Origin of the sequence: Stenotrophomonas rhizophila (genome assembly GCF_003651185.1) — a bacterium.
GTDB lineage: Bacteria > Pseudomonadota > Gammaproteobacteria > Xanthomonadales > Xanthomonadaceae > Stenotrophomonas > Stenotrophomonas maltophilia_Z.
The window spans coordinates 389,649-408,482 of sequence record NZ_RCDC01000006.1; the positions used below are offsets into that span (position 1 = coordinate 389,649).

At 68.1% G+C, this 18,834-nt stretch carries 19 protein-coding genes; 5 read left to right on the forward strand and 14 right to left on the reverse strand.

The window, feature by feature from the left end:
• Positions 1-10 precede the first annotated feature (10 nt).
• Entirely contained in the window at positions 11-502 is a 492-nt protein-coding gene (locus tag BCL79_RS15885) for a dihydrofolate reductase (protein ID WP_121042788.1), read from the forward strand.
• 43 nt (positions 503-545) lie between these two features.
• Here the strand turns inward: BCL79_RS15885 and BCL79_RS15890 are convergent, their stop codons facing one another.
• The 9 genes from BCL79_RS15890 to BCL79_RS15930 form a co-directional block, all read right to left on the reverse strand.
• Entirely contained in the window at positions 546-1,589 is a 1,044-nt protein-coding gene (locus tag BCL79_RS15890; protein ID WP_121042790.1) for a symmetrical bis(5'-nucleosyl)-tetraphosphatase, read from the reverse strand.
• A 13-nt stretch (positions 1,590-1,602) separates the two neighbouring features.
• On the reverse strand, positions 1,603-1,986 hold the full coding sequence (apaG, locus tag BCL79_RS15895; protein ID WP_121042792.1) for a Co2+/Mg2+ efflux protein ApaG: 384 nt from the start codon (positions 1,984-1,986) through the stop codon (positions 1,603-1,605).
• A gap of 123 nt (positions 1,987-2,109) precedes the next feature.
• Positions 2,110-2,940: a 16S rRNA (adenine(1518)-N(6)/adenine(1519)-N(6))-dimethyltransferase RsmA gene (gene rsmA / locus BCL79_RS15900; RefSeq protein ID WP_121042794.1), complete on the reverse strand. Its 831-nt coding sequence runs from the start codon at positions 2,938-2,940 to the stop codon at positions 2,110-2,112.
• Positions 2,937-3,917 (reverse strand): 4-hydroxythreonine-4-phosphate dehydrogenase PdxA, encoded by a 981-nt coding sequence (gene pdxA / locus BCL79_RS15905; RefSeq protein ID WP_121042796.1) that lies wholly within the window; start codon positions 3,915-3,917, stop codon positions 2,937-2,939. Before pdxA ends, rsmA begins: the two co-directional genes overlap by 4 nt.
• A 3-nt stretch (positions 3,918-3,920) precedes the next feature.
• A complete protein-coding gene (locus tag BCL79_RS15910; protein WP_121042798.1) occupies positions 3,921-5,267 on the reverse strand; it encodes a peptidylprolyl isomerase in 1,347 nt (448 codons plus the stop codon).
• A complete protein-coding gene (gene lptD, locus BCL79_RS15915; RefSeq protein WP_121042800.1) occupies positions 5,264-7,717 on the reverse strand; it encodes an LPS-assembly protein LptD in 2,454 nt (817 codons plus the stop codon). Before lptD ends, BCL79_RS15910 begins: the two co-directional genes overlap by 4 nt.
• A gap of 116 nt (positions 7,718-7,833) precedes the next feature.
• Positions 7,834-8,745 (reverse strand): histone deacetylase family protein, encoded by a 912-nt coding sequence (locus BCL79_RS15920; RefSeq protein WP_121042801.1) that lies wholly within the window; start codon positions 8,743-8,745, stop codon positions 7,834-7,836.
• 35 nt (positions 8,746-8,780) lie between these two features.
• Complete coding sequence (locus tag BCL79_RS15925) at positions 8,781-9,335, reverse strand: cob(I)yrinic acid a,c-diamide adenosyltransferase (RefSeq protein ID WP_121042803.1); 555 nt, start codon at positions 9,333-9,335, stop codon at positions 8,781-8,783.
• Positions 9,336-9,353: 18 nt separating this feature from the next.
• Positions 9,354-9,938 (reverse strand): hypothetical protein, encoded by a 585-nt coding sequence (locus tag BCL79_RS15930; protein WP_121042805.1) that lies wholly within the window; start codon positions 9,936-9,938, stop codon positions 9,354-9,356.
• Between the two features lie 94 nt (positions 9,939-10,032).
• On the opposite strand from BCL79_RS15930, the gene ubiH reads away from it, so the two are divergent.
• Both ubiH and BCL79_RS15940 read left to right on the forward strand, forming a co-directional pair.
• Positions 10,033-11,238, forward strand: coding sequence for a 2-octaprenyl-6-methoxyphenyl hydroxylase (gene ubiH, locus BCL79_RS15935; protein WP_121042807.1), 1,206 nt, complete (start codon positions 10,033-10,035; stop codon positions 11,236-11,238).
• Positions 11,235-12,410 (forward strand): UbiH/UbiF family hydroxylase, encoded by a 1,176-nt coding sequence (locus BCL79_RS15940; protein ID WP_121042809.1) that lies wholly within the window; start codon positions 11,235-11,237, stop codon positions 12,408-12,410. The genes ubiH and BCL79_RS15940 overlap by 4 nt, the downstream gene beginning before the upstream one ends.
• Before the next feature lie 9 nt (positions 12,411-12,419).
• Here BCL79_RS15940 and BCL79_RS15945 read toward each other — a convergent pair whose 3' ends face one another.
• The 4 genes from BCL79_RS15945 to BCL79_RS15960 all read right to left on the reverse strand — a co-directional run bounded on the left by BCL79_RS15945 (position 12,420) and on the right by BCL79_RS15960 (position 16,513).
• On the reverse strand, positions 12,420-12,815 hold the full coding sequence (locus BCL79_RS15945) for an EF-hand domain-containing protein (RefSeq protein WP_121042811.1): 396 nt from the start codon (positions 12,813-12,815) through the stop codon (positions 12,420-12,422).
• A gap of 115 nt (positions 12,816-12,930) precedes the next feature.
• On the reverse strand, positions 12,931-13,977 hold the full coding sequence (gene rlmM, locus BCL79_RS15950; RefSeq protein WP_121042813.1) for a 23S rRNA (cytidine(2498)-2'-O)-methyltransferase RlmM: 1,047 nt from the start codon (positions 13,975-13,977) through the stop codon (positions 12,931-12,933).
• Between the two features lie 24 nt (positions 13,978-14,001).
• Positions 14,002-14,562: a nucleoside deaminase gene (locus BCL79_RS15955; protein ID WP_121042815.1), complete on the reverse strand. Its 561-nt coding sequence runs from the start codon at positions 14,560-14,562 to the stop codon at positions 14,002-14,004.
• 202 nt (positions 14,563-14,764) lie between these two features.
• A complete protein-coding gene (locus BCL79_RS15960; protein ID WP_121042817.1) occupies positions 14,765-16,513 on the reverse strand; it encodes a glutamine--tRNA ligase/YqeY domain fusion protein in 1,749 nt (582 codons plus the stop codon).
• Between the two features lie 191 nt (positions 16,514-16,704).
• Here BCL79_RS15960 and BCL79_RS15965 point away from each other — a divergent pair, with 191 nt between their 5' ends.
• Both BCL79_RS15965 and msrA read left to right on the forward strand, forming a co-directional pair.
• Complete coding sequence (locus tag BCL79_RS15965; protein WP_121042819.1) at positions 16,705-16,971, forward strand: DUF2007 domain-containing protein; 267 nt, start codon at positions 16,705-16,707, stop codon at positions 16,969-16,971.
• Positions 16,972-17,001: 30 nt separating this feature from the next.
• Positions 17,002-17,655, forward strand: coding sequence for a peptide-methionine (S)-S-oxide reductase MsrA (gene msrA, locus BCL79_RS15970; protein ID WP_183073807.1), 654 nt, complete (start codon positions 17,002-17,004; stop codon positions 17,653-17,655).
• 239 nt (positions 17,656-17,894) lie between these two features.
• On the opposite strand, the gene BCL79_RS15975 is transcribed toward msrA, so the two are convergent.
• Positions 17,895-18,834: transaldolase (locus BCL79_RS15975; RefSeq protein ID WP_147433917.1), on the reverse strand; the 940-nt coding region annotated here is incomplete at its 5' end.

The following is an 18,834-nucleotide window of genomic DNA, read 5'->3' on the forward strand; positions in this document are numbered from 1 at the left end:
CAACACGCGCATGAGGCTCTCCCTGATCGCCGCGCTGGACACCGACCACGGCATCGGCCGTGACAACGACCTGCCATGGAAGCTGCCGGACGATCTCAAGCGCTTCAAAGCGCTGACCGTCGGCAAGCCGATCCTGATGGGGCGCAAGACCGCGCAGTCGCTCGGCCGTGCCTTGCCGGGCCGGTTGAATCTGGTGCTGACCCGCAGTGGGCAGGTGCCGTTCGACGGCATGCAGGCGGTGGCCTCGATCGAGCAGGCGCTGCAGGCAGCGGGCGCTGCGGGGGCCGAAGAGCTGTGCGTCATCGGTGGCGGCGAGATCTATCGCCTGGCCATGGCCCAGGCCACCGATCTGCACCTGACGTGGGTACAGACCACTGTACCGGCCGATACCCATTTCCCGCCGGTCGATCCGGCGCTGTGGGTGGAGGTGGCGCGCGAACACCACGCGGCCGACGAGCGGCACGCGTTCGCGTTCGATTTCGTGGATTACCGCCGCGCCTGAGCGCGCGCTGCAGGCAGGCCGGTCGTACTGACCGGCCTGCGGCTCATTCGGCGTCGCTGGTGACGTCGTTGTTCTGCGGCTGTTGCTGTTGCTGCGGCTGCTGCTCGGCGTTCTGCGCGGGCTTCGCACCGCCGCCCTGTCGGCCCTGGCCGCCCCGGCCACGGTCGCGCCCCTGGCCTTGGCCCTGGCGCGGTGGACGCCCATTCGGCTGCGCACCCTCGGCGGCCGGGCGGCGAGCCGGCGGACGCGGCGCGGACACCGGCTTGGGCACATCGCGGCCCGGCACCTGCACCACGCGCAGTTCTTCGGTATCCAGCTGCAGTGCGGTGAGCTTGCCACCCCAGACCGCGCCGGTATCGATCGCATGCACGCCCTGGGTGATGGTCAGACCGAGGGCGGACCAATGCCCGCAGACGATCTTCAGGTCGCGCTCGGCGCGGCCCGGCACTTCGAACCAGGGGTACAGGCCCTGTTCCTGCGTACCCGGCGTGCCCTTGTCTTCGATCCCGATCCGGCCCCGCGGCGTGCAGTAACGCATACGGGTGAACAGATTGATGATCGCGCGGGAGCGGTCGTAGCCGGCCAGCCCGGGGGACCAGCTGGGCTTGTCACCGTACATGTTGCGGAACAGCTTGCGGTAGCCGCTGCCGTGCAGCTGCTGCTCGACCTCGCGGGCATGCTTTTCGGCCAGCTGGGTGGTCCACTTCGGGGCCAGCCCGGCATGGATCATCATCCAGCCCAGCTCGCGGTCCACATGGGCCAGCTTCTGCAGACGCAGCCAGTCCAGCAGCTCGTCGCGGTCCTCGGCCTGCACGATGCGCAGCAGGTCCGGGTTGACCTTGCGCTGCTCTTCCTCGGTGCGTGCACCGACCGCGAGCAGGGACAGGTCGTGGTTGCCCAGCACGATCACGCTGCTCTCGCGCAGCGAATGGACCAGGCGCAGGGTTTCCAGCGACTGCCCACCGCGGTTGACCAGATCGCCGCAGAACCACAGCGTGTCGACGGCGGGGTCGAAGTTGATTTTTTCCAGCAACCGCTGGGTGACGTCGTAGCAGCCCTGCAGGTCGCCGATGGCCCAGACACTCATGCGTGCGCCTCCATCAGTGCAGTGTGCGCGGAACGGTCAGGACGAACGGCGCGATGGGGGCGGCGAACTCGGTGCCGTCGTCGGCCACCATGTCGTAGTGCCCCTGCATCGTGCCGTGCTCGGTCTCCAGCATGACACCGGAGGTGTAACGGAAGTCTTCACCGGGGCGCAGCCGCGGCTGCTCGCCGATCACCCCGTCGCCGTCGACATGCTCGATGCGGCCATTGGCATCGGTGATCCGCCAGTGGCGCGCCACCAGCCGTGCCGCGACGCGGCCCCGGTTGAGGATGCGGATCGTATAGGCGAACGCGTAGCGGCCGTCCTCCGGGGTGGACTGGTCATCGAGGAAGCGGGGGGCGACCTCGACGGAGATCGCGTAGTTTGCAGCGTCGTTCATGCAGGCAGTTTAGTGAATGTTGTGCACGATGAGATGAGTGCTGCCCAAGCTGGCAGCGCCCCCGTCATGGATGTCAGGCGGTTCCACGTGCGCGCGGCCGGTGCTGGCCACGAGGTGGCGCGCTCAACCTTGCGGCGCGTCAGCCTCGTACGGGACGTTGGCCAGCGCGATGAACTGCGCCACGTCCAGCTGCTCGGCGCGGGCATCGCTGCGCACGCCGGCCGCTTCGAACTGCTCGGGCGTGCACACGTTCTGCAGCGCGTTGCGCAGGGTCTTGCGGCGCTGACCAAAGGCGGCCTTGACCACATGGGCGAAGCGCTTGCGGTCCAGGATGCCGACCGTGGCCGGATCGCGCGGGACCAGCCGCACCACCGCCGAATCGACCTTGGGCGGCGGGCGGAACGCACCCGGCGGCACCACGAACAGCGAGGTCACCTTGCAGAACGCCTGCAGCATCACGCTCAGCCGGCCATACACCTTGCTGCCCGGATCGGCGGCCATGCGGTCGACCACTTCCTTCTGCAGCATGAAGTGCATGTCGGTGATCATCGCGGCGTGGTCCAGCGCATGGAACAGGATCGGCGAGGAGATGTTGTAGGGCAGGTTGCCGACCAGGCGGATCGGGCTGCCGGCAGCCAGCTCGGTGAAGTCCACCTGCAGCACGTCGCGGTGGATGATGGTCATCTCGCCCAGCGGTTCGGCGGCGGCGGCCAGCGGGCCGACCAGATCCCGATCGAACTCGATCACGGTCAGCTTCGGGTGGCGGCGCAGCAGCGGCAAGGTGATCGCGCCCTGGCCCGGGCCGATCTCGACCAGGCGGTCGCCGTCTTTCGGGCTGACCGCCAGCACGATCTTGTCGATGTAGCTGCGGTCGGCGAGGAAGTGCTGGCCGAGCTGCTTCTTGGCGGGGCCGGAAAAACCGGGCGCGCCGGAGGAGGAATACGAAGAAGTCATGGCACCAGTGTACGTTGGCGCGCCAGCCGGGCACACAGCGCGGTGGCAGCGAGGAGGCTGGACGGGTCGGCCAGGCCGCGGCCGGCCAGATCCAGGGCGGTGCCATGGTCGACCGCGACGCGCGGGTAGGGCAGGCCCAGGGTGATGTTGACGGCCTGCTCGAAGCCGCTGTACTTGAGCACCGGCAGGCCCTGGTCGTGGTACATGGCCAGCACCGTGTCGAACCCGGCCAGCTTGGCCGGCAGGAAGGCGGTGTCGGCCGGCAGCGGCCCGGCCAGGTCCATGCCCTGGGCGCGCAGGCGCGCCAGCAGCGGGATGATCAGGTCCAGTTCTTCGCGCCCCAGATGACCGTCTTCGCCGGCGTGCGGGTTGAGCCCGAGCACGGCGATGCGCGGCGAGGCCAGCCCGAAATCGCGCTGCAGGGCGTCGTGGATGATCTTCAGGGTGAGTGCCAGGCCATCGGCCGTGATCGCATCGGCCACCGCGCGCAACGGCAGGTGGGTGGTGGCCAGGGCGACCCGGACGATGTCATTGGCGAGCATCATCACCACCGGGGTGCGGGCCTGGTCGGCCAGCAGTTCGGTGGTGCCGCTGTAGGCGATGCCGCCCTCGTTGATGACCGCCTTGTGCACCGGGCCGGTGACCACGCCAGCAAGTTCACCGGACAGGCAGGCCTGCCCGGCCTGGCGCAGTGCGCCGATCACGGCCCCGGCGTTGGCTGGATCCGGCGTGCCGAAGCGCGAGGGCACGGCATTGGGGACCGCGCGCAACGGCAGATCGCCCGGCTGACGGGCGATGGTGTCTTCAGGCAGGAGCTGCAGGGGCAGCGACAGCGCAGCGGCGGCAGCCTGCAGCGTGTCCGGGTCGGCGAAGGCCAGCAGCCGGCAATCGGTGCGCGGCTGCTGGATCAGACGGAGGCAGAGCTCCGGGCCGATCCCCGCCGGCTCGCCCGGTACCAGCGCGAGCTGCGGGAGCATGGATCAGGACTGCGGCGGCGTGGTCGCCGCGGCACCCGGGGCATAGCCGCGCATATCCACGTAGGCTTCGCCACGCAGTTCCTGCAGGAAGCGGTTGTACTCTTCCTCCAGCTTGCGGCGGCCGATCGTTTCACGGATCTGGGCGCGCTGGTTGTCGGTGGTGGCATCGGTCTGGCGCGTGGCGACGCGCTGGACGATGTGCCAGCCGGCATCGGTACGGAACGGCGGGCTCACGCCGCCGTCGGTGATGCCCTCAACCTGCTTGCCGAAATCCGGGCCGAAGGCATCGGCCGGGAACCAGCCCAGATCGCCGCCCTGGCCCTTGCTGTTGTTGTCTTCCGAGGATTCCTTGGCCACTGCATCGAACTCGGCGCCGCCGGCGATGCGGGCACGCAGGGTGTCGATCTTGGCCTTGGCCGCGGCATTGTCCTGCTGGTCGGTGATGCGGACCAGGATATGACGGGCGTGGTATTCGGTGATGGTGTGACCGCCGTCAGCGGCCGCGCTGGCATCACGCACCTCGACCAGCTTCAGCAGCTGGAAGCCACTGGGGCCACGCAGCGGGCCGACCACGTCGCCGGACTTCATCTCTTTCATCATCTGCGCGAAGGCATTCGGGATTTCATCCAGCGAACGCCAGCCCAGGTCGCCGCCTTCCAGCGCGTTGGGGCTGTCCGAATAACGGACGGCGGCGGCGTTGAAGTCGATCTCGCCCTTGTCCAGCAGCGCCTTGACGCCATCGGCCTTCTTCTGGCCGGTGGTGATCTGCTCGGCGGTGGCGCCTTCCGGCAGGCCGATCAGGATGTGGGCCAGGTGGTACTGGGTGCCCACGGTGGCCTGCTGCTTGAGCGCGCCATCCACTTCGCCTTCGCTGACGGTGATGCGGCTCTGCGCGAAGCTCTGGCGCAGGCGCTGGACGGTGATCTCGTCACGCACCGAATCGCGGAAATCGTTGAAATCCAGGCCATCGCTGGCCAGACGCTGGCGCAGGGCATCCAGGGTGGAGCCGTTCTGCTGGGCGATGGCGTTGATGGCCTGGTTCAGTTCCTGATCGCTGACCTTGATGCCACTGCTCTCGGCACGCGCCACCTGCAGCTTCACCAGCACCAGGCGCTCGAGCACCTGGCGGCTGAGCACATCATCGGGCGGCAGCTGGTTTTCACGACCGGCGTACTGGGCCTTGATGTTCTGGACGGCGCGGTCCAGTTCGCTCTGCAGCACGACGTCCTCATCGACGATCGCCGCGATGCGGTCCAGCGGCTGACCCTGCTGGGCCAGCACCTGCAACGGGGCCGTCGCGGAGGAGACCGCCAGCAGGGAGGCGAGGAGTACGGGAAGGGTCTTGGTCATGGGATCTGATTCGGATCGTAGTCGTCGCGGGCTGCACCGGTGTTGCTGGGCGGCACCAGATAGAGGTCGTCTCGGTAGTACCCGAGAATAGCACGGCGCAAGGTGCGGTCCGTGTTCTGGCCGATGGAGCTCAGGCCCTTGAGCACGAACTCGATCTGGAAGGAGTTGTTGAGTTCACCTTCGCGATTGCGCACGTAGCGGCGGGCGATGGCGCGAACGGCCAGACAGCAGCTGTCCCACTGCACGCCACCGATGATTTCCAGCGGGGCGCGGTCCTGGATGGAGTAGTAATAGCGTCCGACCAGGCTCCAGCGCTCGTTCAGCGGGTACAGGAAGGACAGGTCGGCCTGCTCCAGCAGCGTCCGGTCGCGGCGGGTCGCCGTGGTCGAGGCCTGGGGATTCAAGCGGCTGCGGTAGGTCAGGTTGACGATGCCGTCGTTGGACATGAGGTAGCGCGCGCGCACGCTGGCCAGATCCTCACGCTTGTACTTGGGATCCCACTGATAGGTGGCGCCCAGGGTCCAGCGGTCGTTGATCATGTAGTTCGTATCGGCGATCCAGGCCGACTTGCCCTGCTCGACCGGCGTTTCACTGCTGTTGAGCGTGACCCGCGAATCATCGAAGTACAGGATCTGGCCGAGGCTCCCCGAGAAGCGCTCTTTGCCGGTGTCCTGGTCGATGAAGCGGGTGCTCACCGCCATGGTCAGCTGGTTGGCGTCATTCTGGCGATCGGCGCCGGAGTAGCGCGAATCGCGGAACAGCTGGCCCCAGCTGAAGGTGAAGTCACGCGTATCGAACACCGGCAGGTCGCTCTGGTCGCGGTAAGGCGTACGCAGGTAGAACAGGCGCGGTTCCAGTGTGTGCAGGAAGCGAGTGTCGCCGATGGTGGTCTCGCGGTCGAAGAACAGGCCGGCGTCGATGGTGCCGATCGGCAGGCTGCGGCTCGGCGAGGTGTTGCCGCGCAGCTGGTCCGGGGTCGCGGTGGCCGGATCGATACCGGCCGCGATCAGGTTCTGCCGGCGGATGTCATCGGCCAGCCCGCGCTCCAGGTCATACCCGGTGTAGCGGTAGGCCAGGGTCGGGGTGACATACCAGGCCGCGCCGCTGAACGGCATCGAGACATACGGCTTGACGTCCAGGCGTGAGCCGCCATCCACGGCGCGTGACACGCCGGTGCGCTCGTATTCCTGTTCCACGCCGAACTTCTCGTGCACGTCCAGATGGGTGAAGTTCACCGCTTCGGCATACACGCCGGTTTCCAGCCACGGCAGCAGCGGCTTGTCCCAGTTGACGAACAGGCGCGGCTGGCGGGCATACGGCAGGGACGTTTCGGTCAGCGTGTAATCGGTGAGCTGCCAATAGTCGGCCATCAGGCCGCCGGTCCAGTTCTCACCGGTACCGTAGATGCCGATCTGGCTCTGCAGGTTTGAGGTGGTCACGCCGAGCAGCCGGTTGGAGAAATCCTCCAGATAGCGCTCATCGCTGACCCAGGCCAGGCTGGCACGGGCCTGCCAGTTGGCGTTGATGTTGTGGTACCCGCTGAATTCCACGCGGCCGCGATCTTTGTCGCGCAGCTTGTCGTTGGGCAGGTAGGCGGTCAGCAGCTCGCCGCGGCCGCCGTCGTAGAGATAGCGGAATTCGTTGTCCAGCATGAAACCGCGCTTGCTCATGTAGCGCGGCATCAGCGTGTCGTCGAAGTTCGGCGCCAGATTCAGATAGATCGGCTGGGTGTAGTCGAAGCCGTTGCGGCCGGACAGGCCGATCTGCGGGTAGAGCAGGCCGGTCTGGCGGCGGTCGTCGATCGGGAACTTGAAGTACGGCGCCCACAGCACCGGCACCTTGCCGATGCGCAGCACCGCGTTGCGCGCCGTGCCGAAGCCGGCGTCGTTATCGACCTCGATCTGCGGTGCCGAGAGCTTCCACACCGGCTGCGAGGGATCGCAGGTGGTGTAGGTGGAGCGATGCATCTGGCCCACCGCGCCCTGCAGGTCGATTGACTCGGCACCGCCATTGCCCCGGCGGGACACCAGCTGGTACTGGATGTCGCTGATCTTGTGGGTATCGCTTTCCTGGTTGCCCTCGGCACGACGGGCCTTCATCCGGATCGAGGAGTCCTGGTAGCGGACGTTGCCCTCGGCGACGTAATTGCCGCTCTCGGTATCGAAGCTCAGGTTGTCGGTCCCCAGGAACTGGTCGCCACGCTTGAGCGCGACATTGCCCTGGTAGTTGGGCACCACGGAGGTACCGGAAAGTTGGTCACCCTCGATATCGGTCGGCTGCTGGCCACGCGTGGCGGCCGCGGCTTTGTCGGCCTTGGGCGCATCGTCGAACACGGGCAGCACGTCGGTTACCGGGCACAGGCCCCAGTTGACCGGCTTGTCGTCGGCCAGGGCCGGCAAGCAGATGGCGATACTGAGGGGGAGAGGCAGCAGGCGGAGGGCTCGGCGCACGCGGTATCGGATTCGGGAGAAAACGGATCGTAGCTTGCCCCATCCCTTGCATAGGGGCAATGAAGGTCGCGCCGATGCAGGGGGCCGGGTTCATTCGCAACCCGGGCCGGGCCGCCTCAGCGCAGCTCGCCGACGTGCGCCACGCTGCACTCGGCCAAGGCCTGCAGGTCGTATCCGCCCTCGAGCATGGAGACGATCCGGCCGGCGCCGTGGCGGCGGGCGAGCCCGCGCAGCTCGGCGGTGATCCAGGCGAAATCCTCGGTTTCCAGCATCAGGTCGGCCTGCGGGTCGCGCATGTGCGCATCGAAGCCGGCCGAGATCAGCAGCAGCTGCGGGCGGAAATCATCGATGGCCGGCAGCATCTCGTCGGCCCAGGTGTTGCGGAAGCGGAAGCCGCCGCTGCCCGGGGGCAGCAGGATGTTCATCAGGTTGCCGGCCCCACGGTCGCGGCGAAGGCCGGAATTGGGGAACAACCCGGCCTGGTGGGTGCTGTAGTAGGCCACCCCGGGATCGGCGATGAAGATGTCCTGGGTGCCGTTGCCGTGGTGCACGTCGAAATCGACGATGGCGATCCGCTCCAGTCCATAGCGGTCGCGGGCATAGGCCGCGGCGATGGCGATGTTGTTGAACAGGCAGAAGCCCATCGCCGTGTTGGCGCTGGCATGGTGGCCCGGCGGGCGCACGGCGCAGAACGCGACCGGGTCTTCGCCGAGCATCACCGCATCGACCGCCGCCACGCCGGCACCGGCCGCGTGAAGGGCCGCACTGGCCGAGCCGGGCGAGGTCATGGTGTCCATGTCGATCAGCCGCAGCGGCTCGGTCTGCGGCGTGAGGACCAGGTCGATCAGTTCGCTGTCATGGACCCGGGCCAGCTCACCGAGCTTGGCCGGGGGCGCCTGCCGCCAGTCCAGCTGGTCCGGATAGGCCGCCTTGAGCGCATCGAGCACGCCCTGCAGGCGCGCCGGGCATTCGGGGTGGCCCCGGCCGGGATCGTGTTGCAGACAGGCGGGGGGGGGGAAAACCAGCATGCGGGCAGGATATCCGGGTGGGGCGGCAGGGCCGCTCAGGCGTGGCGGCGCTCGTGGCGCCAGAGCACCTCGCCGTGGCCGTCGGCGCGGGCCAGCACGCGCGCGAGCACGAACAGCAGGTCCGACAGGCGGTTGAGGTAGTGCAGCGCTTCCGGGCGGACCGTCTCCCGGCGCGCCAGCGTGACCGTCTCACGCTCGGCCCGGCGCACGATGGTGCGGGCCAGGTGGCAGCGGGCGGCCGCTTCGCCACCGGCCGGCAGGATGAATTCCTTCAACACCGGTAGATCGGCGTTGTAGTGGTCCAGCTGCTGCTCCAGCGCCTGGATGTCGGCGGCGTGGATGGCGGCATGGCCGGGAATGCACAGCTCGCCGCCCAGATCGAACAGCTGATGCTGGATCACCGTCAGCAGGGCGCGGACGTCGTCGGGCAGCGGTGCCGCGAGCAGCACCCCGAGCGCAGAGTTGGCCTCATCGACCGTACCGTAGGCGGCGACGCGGGCGTCGTCCTTGGCCACGCGGCTGCCATCGCCCAGCCCGGTACTGCCATCGTCACCGGTGCACGTATAGATACGGGAAAGGCGGTTGCCCATCGGGGAACCCTGCCGCGCTCAGTGCAGCACGTCGCGGCGCGCCTGCAGCAGCTTGCCGACCTGTTCGGTCGCCAGCTGCAGGGCGGCGGCCAGGCCGACGTAGACCGCGGCGGTGCGCAGGTAGGGCAGGAACCAGTCGCTGTAGTTTTTCGCCCAGCCACCGAGGGTGGGGGCGGCCACGTTGTCACTGGTCCAGTAGAAGCCGCCCTGGGCGAACAGATGGCAGACCGCCACCGCCGCGACCAGCAACAGCGCGCCCTTGCCCAGCGCGGCCCAGGTGGCACCGTGATAGCCGCCGCGCAGCAGCATGCCGCCGCCCCACATGGCGAAGTACGCCGGCAGCAGCATCCAGTAGCCGGGGGAGACGCAGTAGTGCTGCCAGAAATCCAGGCCACTGCGGCGGATCACGATCCAGTCGACCACTACCGCCAACGCCATCAGCAGCGGGAACGCCCAGCGGGTCCACTGGCGCAGGTAGAAGCCGCCGATGAAGAACACCGCCCAGGACGCATCCGGAATCGCCGCGAAATGATTGACCCGGGTCGCCGCCATCAGCAGCACGAGCACGGACAGGACGAAGGCGCGTTGGGCAGTGGAGGTCATGGCGGTGACGGGTAAGGGCAGGCATTCATTCTAGCGCCTGCTGCGGCAGCCCGCCGCACGCCGCCGGAACGGGCGAACCCTTATCATGGCGGGCATGAGTGAACGACATGATGTAGTGATCGTAGGTGGCGGGCTGGTCGGTGCCAGCCTGGCCATTGCCCTGGACCGTGCCGGCCGCGATGTCGGCCTGGTCGAGGCCTCGCCGCTGGGTACGCTGCCGGCGGTGTTCGACCAGCGCAACCTCAGCTTTGCTGCGGCCACCGTCAATGCGCTGACCGCGCTGGGCGTGATGCAGGCGCTGGCCGCTGCGCCGGGCGCGATCACCCGTATCCATGTCAGCCGTGCCGGCGATTTCGGCCGGGTGCAGATGGAGGCCGCGCAGTACCAGCGCCCGTGGTTCGGCCAGGTGGTCGTGGCCCGCGATTTCGGCCAGGCGCTGGAGGCGCGGCTGCAGACGCTGACCCATCTGACCCGCTATCGTCCGGCCCGGTTCGTGCGCCTGGGCGCCACGGTGGACGGCTACCGCCAGGTGTTCATCGCCGATGACAGCGGTGAGCGCTGCCTGTCGGCCCGCCTGGTGGTGGGTGCCGATGGCACCCGCAGTGGCGTGCGCGACGCGCTGGGCATCGGCGTGGACGAGCATGATTTCCGACAGACCCTGTTTGTGTCGCGGGTGCGTGCCGCCCGTGCGCCGGACGGCACCGCGTACGAGCGCTTCACCGACACCGGCCCGACCGCGTTGCTGCCACGGGGTGATCGTCACTTCGGCGCGGTGCACGGCGTTGCCCGCGATCAGGCCGAGGCGGTGATGGCGCTGGACGATGCCGGCTGGGTGAGCCGCCTGCAGAGCGCGATCGGCTGGCGTGCCGGCCGCCTGCTGGAGAGCGGGCCGCGCAGCGCGTATCCGTTGATCCAAGTGTTGTCGCAGGCGTTGGTCGGCGAGCGCGCCGTCCTGCTTGGCAATGCCGCGCAGACCATCCATCCGCTGGGCGCACAGGGCTTCAACCTGGGCCTGCGCGATGCGCTGACCCTGGCCGAGCTGGTCGCCGGGGCTGACGATGCCGGCAGCGATGCGTTGCTGCGCGAACATGTGGCACGACGTCTGGAAGACCGCGAGCAGACCATCGCCTTCTCCGGCGGTCTGGCACGCCTGACCAGCAACCCGGCGCCACTGATGCGGCCCTTGCGGTCGCTCGGCTTGCTGGCTGCGCAGGCGACGCCGATGCAGTCGATGCTGGTCGGCGGCGCGATGGGCTTCCGTGGCCAGGTGCCGGCGCTGTGCCGCGGAGCCGGCCTGTGAGCCGGCGCCCGCAGGATGTCGTGGTGGTCGGCGGCGGCGTGGTCGGCGCGGCCTGTGCCTTGGCGTTGGCCGATGCCGGGTTGACGGTGACGCTGGTCGAAGGTCGCGAGCCAGCCGCCTGGCAGCCGCAGCAACCGGATCTGCGCGTGTATGCGTTCGCGCCGGACAACGCCCAGCTGCTGGCCGCGCTCGGCGTGTGGCCGGCGGTGACTGCCGCACGCGCCTGTGCCTACCGCCGCATGCGGGTCTGGGATGCGGCCGGCGGCGATGAACTGCGTTTCGATGCCGATACGCTCGGCCGCGAACACCTGGGCTGGATCGTCGAGAACGATCTGCTGGTGGACCGCTTGTGGGCGGCACTGCCCGCGGCCGGCGTGCAGCTGTGCTGCCCGGCGCGGGTGGAAGCGCTGGAGCAGGACGCCAACGGGGTACGCCTGCGCCTGGACGACGGCCGTCGGCTCGACGCGTCGCTGGCGATCGCCGCCGACGGGGCCGAATCCACCCTGCGCCGCCTGGCCGGGCTGGAGGTGACCCGCCAGGATTACGGCCAGCGTGGCGTGGTTGCCTACGTGGATACCGAAAAGAACAATGAAGCCACGGCGTGGCAGCGCTTCCTGGTGACCGGCCCGCTGGCGGTCCTGCCGATCAGCGCGCAGCGCAGTTCGATCGTGTGGACGCTGCCCGAGGCCGAGGCCGAGCGCGTGCTGGCACTCGACGAGGCCGCCTTCGGCCGTGAGCTCACCCATGCCTTTGCCGGGCGGCTGGGGGCGATGACCCTGGCCTCCAGGCGCGCGGCCTTCCCGCTGCGCCGCCAATTGGCGACCGGCTACGTCGCTGGCCGCGTGCTCGCGCTCGGCGATGCGGCGCATGTGGTGCATCCGTTGGCCGGGCAGGGCGTCAATCTGGGCCTGCGCGATGTCGCCGCGTTGCGGACGATGGTGCTGGCCGCACAGCAGCGCCGCCAGGATTGGATGTCACCGCACCGGCTGCAGCGCTGGGCACGCGAGCGCCGCAGTGAAAACACCGTCGCTGCGTACAGCTTCGATGCGATCAACACGGTGTTCTCCAATGATGAGATGCACCTGACCTTGGCGCGCGGTCGCGCGCTGGGCTGCGCCGGAAAGCTGCCGCCGCTGGTATCGATGTTCTGGAAACGCGCGGCGGGGCTGTGACCGGCGCGCTCAGTCGATCAGCCAGCCGGCCAGATCGGCGCGGTCCAGCGTGCCGCGCCGCTTCACGTCCAGCGCGTTGAATTCATCGGCCAGCGCCGGGTTGGCCTGCGCCTCGGCGCGGCTGATGAAGCCATCGCCGTCGACATCCAGCGCCGCGAACGCGATGCGGTACTGACCGACCACGCTCACCGGCTGCACCGAACGCACCGTCACCGCGGCTTCGCCGGCCGGTGCGGCCAGCGTCACCTGATGGGTCACCTCTCCCTGCGAGAGCGGCTGCGCGCGCACGCTGGCCGGCACCTCGCGCAGCGGTTCGCTGACCGCCGGCGGCGGGGTGCGGACCTGGGCCAGGGCGAGCGTGGGCAGCAGGGACAGCAGCACGGTGAGGCTGGATATGCGTCGCATGGGAACTCCGTATATCTGAAGTGGGGGCGCCGGGTGCCCGGCGCGTGCTTCGATCATTGCCGCGCGTTGCGCGGCCAGCCGGGCATGGCCCGGCGCTACCGGTGGTGCGCGTGGGTCAGCGCAGCGGCGAAGCCAGCACCGTGATTTCTTCGCGGTCGTGATACAGCTGCTTGGCGCGCAGGTGCAGCGGTTTGCCGGCCTGCTCCTGGAACAGCTCCAGGCACAGGCGGGTTTCATCCCAGCGCTTTTTCATCGGCAGCTTGAGGTTGAAGATCGCATGCTTGCACCAGCCCTCGCGGAACCAGGTGGCCATGCGCTCGGCCACGCGGCGCGGCTGTTCGACCATGTCGCAGACCATCCAGTCCAGCGGGGTCTCCGGCTGCCAGTGGAAGCCATCGGCGCGCAGATGTTCAACCAGGCCGGTCTCCAGCACATGCTCGCGCAACGGGCCGTTGTCCACGCTGATCACCTTCACGTGCTGGCGGGTCAACACCCACGTCCAGCCACCCGGTGCAGCGCCCAGATCGGCCGCGCGCATGCCCGGCTTGACCAGCAGCTCGCGCTCTTCCGGCGTCATCAGGGTGAGCAGGGCTTCATCCAGCTTCAGCGCCGAGCGCGAAGGCGCATCGGGCAGCAGCTTCAGGCGCGGGATGCCCAGCGGCCACGGCGCGCTGTCGCGGGTATCGGCCACGCAGACAAACGCATGGCGACCATCGACGAACACGATGTGCAGGCGCGGCAGGCCGGTGTTCGGCTTGTCGGTCAGCAGGCCGGCCTTGCGCAGCGCCGGGCGCAGTGCATTGCCGAATGCGCGGGCCAGGCCGGCCAGCGGCTTGCCTTCATCCGAGTCCGGATGCTCGACCCACATGTCGCCGAAGCGTTGCTGCCCCTGAAGCGCGGCAATGATCGGGGTGATGCGGTCGGCGGCATCGAGCTGCGGCAGCTCGGCCAGCACCTGCAGCTTCTGCCGGGCGAAGATCAGCGAGCGCCAGGACAAGGCCTTGGACAACGCCGCACCTTCCTCGGTGACGAACACCACGTAGCCGTCATTGCGCTGGGTGCGCGCATAGCCGGCGACGTTGGCATACGCCGCGCGCTCGGACAGCTCGGCGGCCAGTTCCGGTTCAAAGCCCTGGCGGCACAGACACAGCAGGCCGCTCATCGCATCGCGCCCGAAGCGCGGATATCAGTAATGGGCACCGTTGATCTCTCCGTACTGGCGCAGGACCGCGCGTGCAGCGTCGCGCTCGATGTCGCGCACGACCTCGATGCCACGCGTGTTGAGTTCGCCGACCCAGTCCGCCGGCAGCGGACCCTCGTCGAACGGGGTCAGTTCTTCCACGTCCTGCGCGCTGGCACCGATCAGCAGCCGATCGATACCGGCCCAGATGGTGGCGCCGTAACACTGGCAGCACGGCTGGGAGGAGGTCGCCAGGGTGATCGGCGACAGCACATCGTTCAGGCGCGGGGTCTGCAGGCGTTGCTGGGCCAGCATGTAGGCCATGTTCTCGGCGTGCGCCAGCGAGGTCGTATGCGGGACCACGCGGTTCACGCCGGCGGCGATCACACGATGGTCCGGCCCAAACACCACGGCGCCGAACGGGCCACCGGTCTGCGCCTCGACATTCAGGCGCGACAATTCGATCGCCAGCGCGACCTTGTCGGCATCCTCGGGATAGACACGGCCCAGATCGATCTGGTCGTGGATCCAGGCGGGCAGGGTGAGATGGACTTGCGCGTACAGCATCGGGACATGAACCTCTTCAAAGATGGCGCAGCGGCAGTGTATCGGGCCGCGCGTAGGGATGCCGTGCCCGCGCTGAACACGGCCACGCGCACGCCGGCGCAGGGCTGCGCCGGTCGCAGGGGAGCTGGAGCGCAGGCCCTGCCATGGCAGGGCTGCGCAGGTGAGATCGGGCGGCCGGTGCCTGGCACCGGCCGGGTGCAGCTTACGCCGACCAGGTATCGCGCAGGGTCACGCTGCGGTTGAACACCGGCGTTGCCGCGGTGTGATCGCGGCGATCGGCGACGAAGTAGCCGGTCCGCTCGAACTGGAACGACTGCTCCGGGGCCGCAGTGGCTGCGGCCGGCTCGACATAGCCGGTGACGGTGCGGCGCGAGTCCGGATTGAGGTAATCGCGGTAGGTCTTGCCCTCGGATTCGTCGTCCGGGTTGGCCACCGAGAACAGACGGTCGTACAGGCGGATCTCGGCCGGCACCGCGTGCACGGCGCTGACCCAATGGATGGTGCCCTTGACCTTGCGGTTGGCGCCTTCCATGCCCGGGCGCGATTCCGGATCCAGCCAGCCACGCAGTTCGGTGATGGTGCCGTCGGCATCCTTGATCACGTCATCGCAGCGGATGATGCCGGCCCCGCGCAGGCGCACTTCGCCGCCGGGCACCAGGCGCTTCCAGCCCTTTGGCGGGACTTCAGCGAAATCCTCGCGCTCGATCCACAGCTCACGTGCGAACGGTACTTCGCGGGTCCCGAACGCCTCGTCCTTGGGGTGGTTGGAGAAGGTCAGGGTCTCTTCGTGACCCTCGGGCAGGTTGGTCAGCACCAGCTTGACCGGATCGACCACCGCCATGCGGCGTGCGGCAGCACTGTCGAGGTCTTCGCGCAGCGCGCCTTCGAGCACGCTGAAATCGATCAGCGAGTTCTGCTTGCTGATGCCCACGCGCTCGGCGAACAGGCGCATCGCGGCCGGGGTATAGCCACGACGACGCAGGCCCTGCAGGGTCGGCATGCGCGGATCCTCCCAGCCATCCACCAGCTGCTCGGTGACCAGCGCCATCAGCTTGCGCTTGCTCATCACCGTGTAGTTGATGTTCAACCGCGAGAATTCGATCTGGCGCGGCTTGGCGGCTTCACGCGGCAGGCCGCGATCGACCAGCGGCTGGGTCAGTGCATCGTGATGGGCGAAATCGACGTTGTCCACGCACCAGTCGTACAGCGGGCGGTGATCTTCGAACTCCAGCGTGCACAGCGAATGGGTGATGCCTTCGATGGAATCGCCCAGCGCGTGCGCGAAGTCGTACATCGGGTAGATCGGCCACGCAGTGCCGGTGTTCTGGTGTTCGACATGCTTGATCCGGTACAGCGCCGGGTCGCGCAGGTTGATGTTGCCGCTGGCCATGTCGATCTTGGCGCGCACGGTGCGCGCACCATCCGGGAACTCGCCCGCGCGCATGCGGCGGAACAGATCCAGGTTCTCTTCGACGCTACGGTCGCGGAACGGCGACGGACGGCCCGGCTCGGTGAGCGTGCCGCGGTAGGCGCGCACTTCCTCGGCCGACAGGTCGCACACATACGCCTTGCCATCGGTGATCAGCTTCTGCGCGGCCAGGTAGTAGGCATCGAAGTAATCCGAGGCATGGCGCAGCTCGTTCCATTCAAAACCCAGCCAGCGCACGTCATCCTGGATCGCGGCCACGTACTCCGGATCTTCCTTGGCCGGGTTGGTGTCGTCGAAGCGCAGGTTGCACACGCCGTTGAACTCACCGGCGATGCCGAAGTTCAGGCAGATCGACTTGGCGTGGCCGATGTGCAGGTAGCCGTTGGGCTCGGGCGGGAAGCGCGTCTTGATCGCGGCATGCTTGCCGGCGGCCAGGTCCTCGCGGACGATCTGACGGATGAAATCCCGTTTTTCCTGGGCTTCCGGAAGGGCGTCGGTGGGGGCGGCGGTAGGCTCGGACATGATGCGCGGTCGCAGTTAAAAGGCAGAAAGACCAACAGTTTAGCCTGTCGCAAGGCGACAGGCTAAACGGGTAGGTGCCGACCGTTGGTCGGCACGCCTTTCGCAGACCGGCACCACCCGACTCCTTCGCTGGGTCGGCACGCCTTCAGCCCCCGGGCGTATGCTGGGCCCATGCCCTCCGGAGCCCATCCATGCACGTGATCTACCAGGCCGATAACCTGTTCGACGCCCATCTGGTCAAACACGCCCTGGAGGACGCCGGCATCCCCGCCTTCGTCTTCGGTGAATCGCTGCTGGGTGGCATGGGCGAGCTCCCGCTGTTCGGCGTCCTGCGCGTGTGTGTCCCCGATCTGGCCCGTCCCGAAGCGGAAGACATCGTCGCCCGGCTGGACTTGGGCGCGGCCCCGGACGACCCCATATTCGACGGAGACGAAAGCGCCGGCCTGTTGCCGGCCTAGGAGAACGCCATGTTGGGTATTGGAAACGGTCTGTTGGGCATCGGCGCCTTCAAGCAGCGCCTGCCGCGCCCGGAAGAAGCGTTGCCCGGCCGCGAGCAGCCCCTGCCGTTGCTGCACAACCAGCATTACGTCAACAGCCACCCGCTGAAAGACAGCTTCACCGGCCTGGAGCGCATCCGCTTCGCTATGGGCTGTTTCTGGGGCGCGGAGCGCAAATTCTGGACCATCCCGGGCGTCTACTCGACCTCGGTCGGCTACGCCGGCGGCGTCACCCCGAACCCCACCTACGAAGAAGTCTGCTCCGGCCTCACCGGGCACACCGAAATCGTCGAGGTCGTCTACGACCCCGCCATCGTCACCCTCGAACGCCTTCTCCAGGTCTTCTGGGAAAGCCACGACCCCACCCAGGGCATGCGCCAGGGCAACGACACCGGCACCCAGTACCGCTCCGCCATCCACGCCACCACCCAGGCCCAGCACGACGCCGCTCTGACCAGCCGCGACGCCTACCAGCAGCGCCTCAACGACAGCGGTTACGGCCCCATCACCACCGATATCGTTTTCCCCGCGCCCGCGTACTACTACGCCGAGGACTACCACCAGCAGTACCTGGCCAAGAACCCCAACGGCTACTGCGGCATCGGCGGCACTGGCGTCAGCTGCCCCATCGGCGTGGACGCCTGATACCCCAGAGCCGACCAACGGTCGGCTCTACCAGGTCCAGCAGACAGCCCTAGGCTCGCCGCGCTACTGCTCTCCCCAACGCACCAGCCATGTGTCGACGGCGCGTCCAGCAAACCCACCCACACCGCGCCAACCCCAACGAGAGTGAGCCGTTGCCGTTGCCGTTGCCGTACGCGCCAAAAACAAAAGGCCCCGCATGAGCGGGGCCTTTTGTCGTGCAGCCATCCAACCGCCAGCGCTTACAGCCGCTCGCGGATCGTCTGCCGCAACGCCTCCAGATCCTTGGCGAACGCATCGATACCGCTCGCCAGCTTCTCCGTCGCCATCGGATCGGCCGCCAGATCCGCCGCAAACCGCGCACCATCGATCGGCGTCACCTGCACAGACTCGGCCGCACCGGCCACCAGCCTGCGCGGCAACTCACCGTGATCGGCGTCCAGCTTTTCCAGCAGATCCGGTGAAATCGTCAGGCGATCGCAGCCTGCCAGCGCCTCGATCTGCGCCGTCGAACGGAACGACGCGCCCATCACCACCGTCGGCGAACCGCGGCGCTTGAACTCGGCATACACGCCGCGCACGAACACCACGCCCGGGTCTTCATCGATGCTGGCCGGCGCCTGGCCGTTGGCCACGTACCAATCCAGGATGCGGCCCACGAACGGCGAGATCAGGAACGCCCCGGCCTCGCTGCAGGCCAGCGCCTGGGTCGGATTGAAGATCAGCGTCAGGTTGCAGTCGATCCCTTCGGCCTGCAGCTGGCGCGCCGCTTCCACGCCTTCCCAGGTTGCCGCGATCTTGATCAGCACCTTGCTGCGCGGCACGCCGGCCGCTTCGTACATGGCGATGAACTGGCGCGCCTTGGCCACCGTGGCCGCGGTGTCATGTGCCTGGTCGGCATCGACCTCGGTCGAGACCCGGCCCGGCACCAGCGTGCTGAGCAGGGTGCCCACGCCCACGGTCAGGCGATCGGCCACCGCGTGCACGATGGTCTCGCGTTCGCCCGCCTGCCCGCGGCCCCAGGCCAGCGCGCGCTCGATCAGATCGGCATATACCGGCAGGTCCAGCGCTTTCTTCACCAGGGTGGGGTTGGTCGTGCAGTCGACCGGCTTCAAGCGCTTGATCGCCTCGTAGTCGCCGGTATCGGCAACCACCACGGACAGATCACGCAGCTGGGAGAGT